The organism is Mesorhizobium sp. M1C.F.Ca.ET.210.01.1.1 (genome assembly GCF_004791585.1).
Taxonomy (GTDB): Bacteria; Pseudomonadota; Alphaproteobacteria; order Rhizobiales; family Rhizobiaceae; genus Mesorhizobium.
The window spans coordinates 1-1,344 of sequence record NZ_SRUU01000086.1 but is presented as its reverse complement, the minus strand read 5'-3'; the positions used below and the strand labels follow the sequence as shown (position 1 = coordinate 1,344).

General features: G+C 56.2%; 1 protein-coding gene. It reads right to left on the bottom strand.

Features of this window, described 5'->3' with window-relative positions; translation table 11 throughout:
• Positions 1-1,097 (bottom strand): DUF2817 domain-containing protein (locus EN853_RS33020; RefSeq protein ID WP_127863055.1); only part of this gene is annotated, 1,097 nt, incomplete at its 3' end.
• Positions 1,098-1,344 lie beyond the last annotated feature (247 nt).

Genomic DNA, 1,344 nt, shown 5'->3' with positions numbered 1-1,344 from the left:
TATTCTCCTGACGCAAGCGCCTCGATTGCCTGTCGATGCACCTGGTGCGATCTCCAAGCGATCATCTCCTTCCAGTCTGACCCCTGCGGATAGTAGTGCAATTTGGCGACCTGACGGATCTGTCGGCCCCGCTCGGAATCAGCCTCTTCTGGCTGATACATGAACAACCAATGGTCGTCGCGCAGCACCGCTGTATTTAGTTTGTACGTTCCAAATTCAAGAGCAATGTAGGTGTGCCGGCTCCCCAAGATACGCTCCCAAAAAGCGTCTTGGGTCCCAGGTATGATTTCGGCGGAAGAATTCCCTACCTCCGGCGACGTTACGGACGGGCCAAAGATGTTGATGGCTCGCTCATAACCGCCCAGTCCGGACGACTGCTCGCATTGCAGCTCCCCATAGCCGTAAGGGCCGAGGCCGGTGTGGTAATCTATGATGATGACCTCATCGCGGGCCGCTACGTTGAATTCCTTCGTTATTTCCTCGAGAGTTCGCCTGGCTTCGGTAGGCTCGGTTCCGCCGTAGAACAGGCCGCCCGGATTGGTGTACTGCCCCGATCCCCGCGCCTCCCGAAGTTTCAATTCGCCGTGGCGCGCTTGATATGCCGCGAACGCAGCCTCAGCGCGCTTCAATCCCTCCTCGGAGATGTCCGCGGGAACAAAATGCTCAGCCAACTCCTCGTATCCAGGATTCGAGGGGAGCGGTTTGGAAAAGTCGACAAAATTCCGGTTGAGGTCAACCCCCTCCGCGGTAACTCGGCGATCCCAGGCAAAACCGTAGCAATTCAGCGCGTGGACGAAGAGCACCGCCGTGGAGGATGGGAGACGCTCGTGAAATTTAGCTCGCAAGAATAGAAGTTGCGCCGCGGAACCGATGTAACCTTCTGGTCCGTGCGTGCCGGAAACCAGAACCAGGAGTTTCTTGGCGTCCGCCGGGCCAAAATATGCTGCGTCCGTGTAGAGAGCCTCACCAGAGGGTCCGTTTGTCCTGCATCGGTATGCTCGCGACGTCGGCGCCGCCGCCAGGAATTTCTGCCTCGCTTCGAAATAATTGTCAGAAAAGACGACGGAGGCTAGCTCCTTTGCGCTGTCAAGGTTCATTGTGTTCAATTTCCCTGCTGATCATTCTGCAGCACCAACTGAGGCACCATAGGTCGATAGATTCCTTCATTTTCATGTCGGATCCCGGGGCCAATCCTTGCGGCGACTGACTATTCACCACTAGCCTCTCGTGCCGAAAATCAACGGCGAACCGACAGGCTGAGAACCTTTTCTAGATACCGCGAAGAACGTGCATCCGAACTATGATCGGTCGCGGAGATCGACGTCAAATTCAGTTTGCGGATCG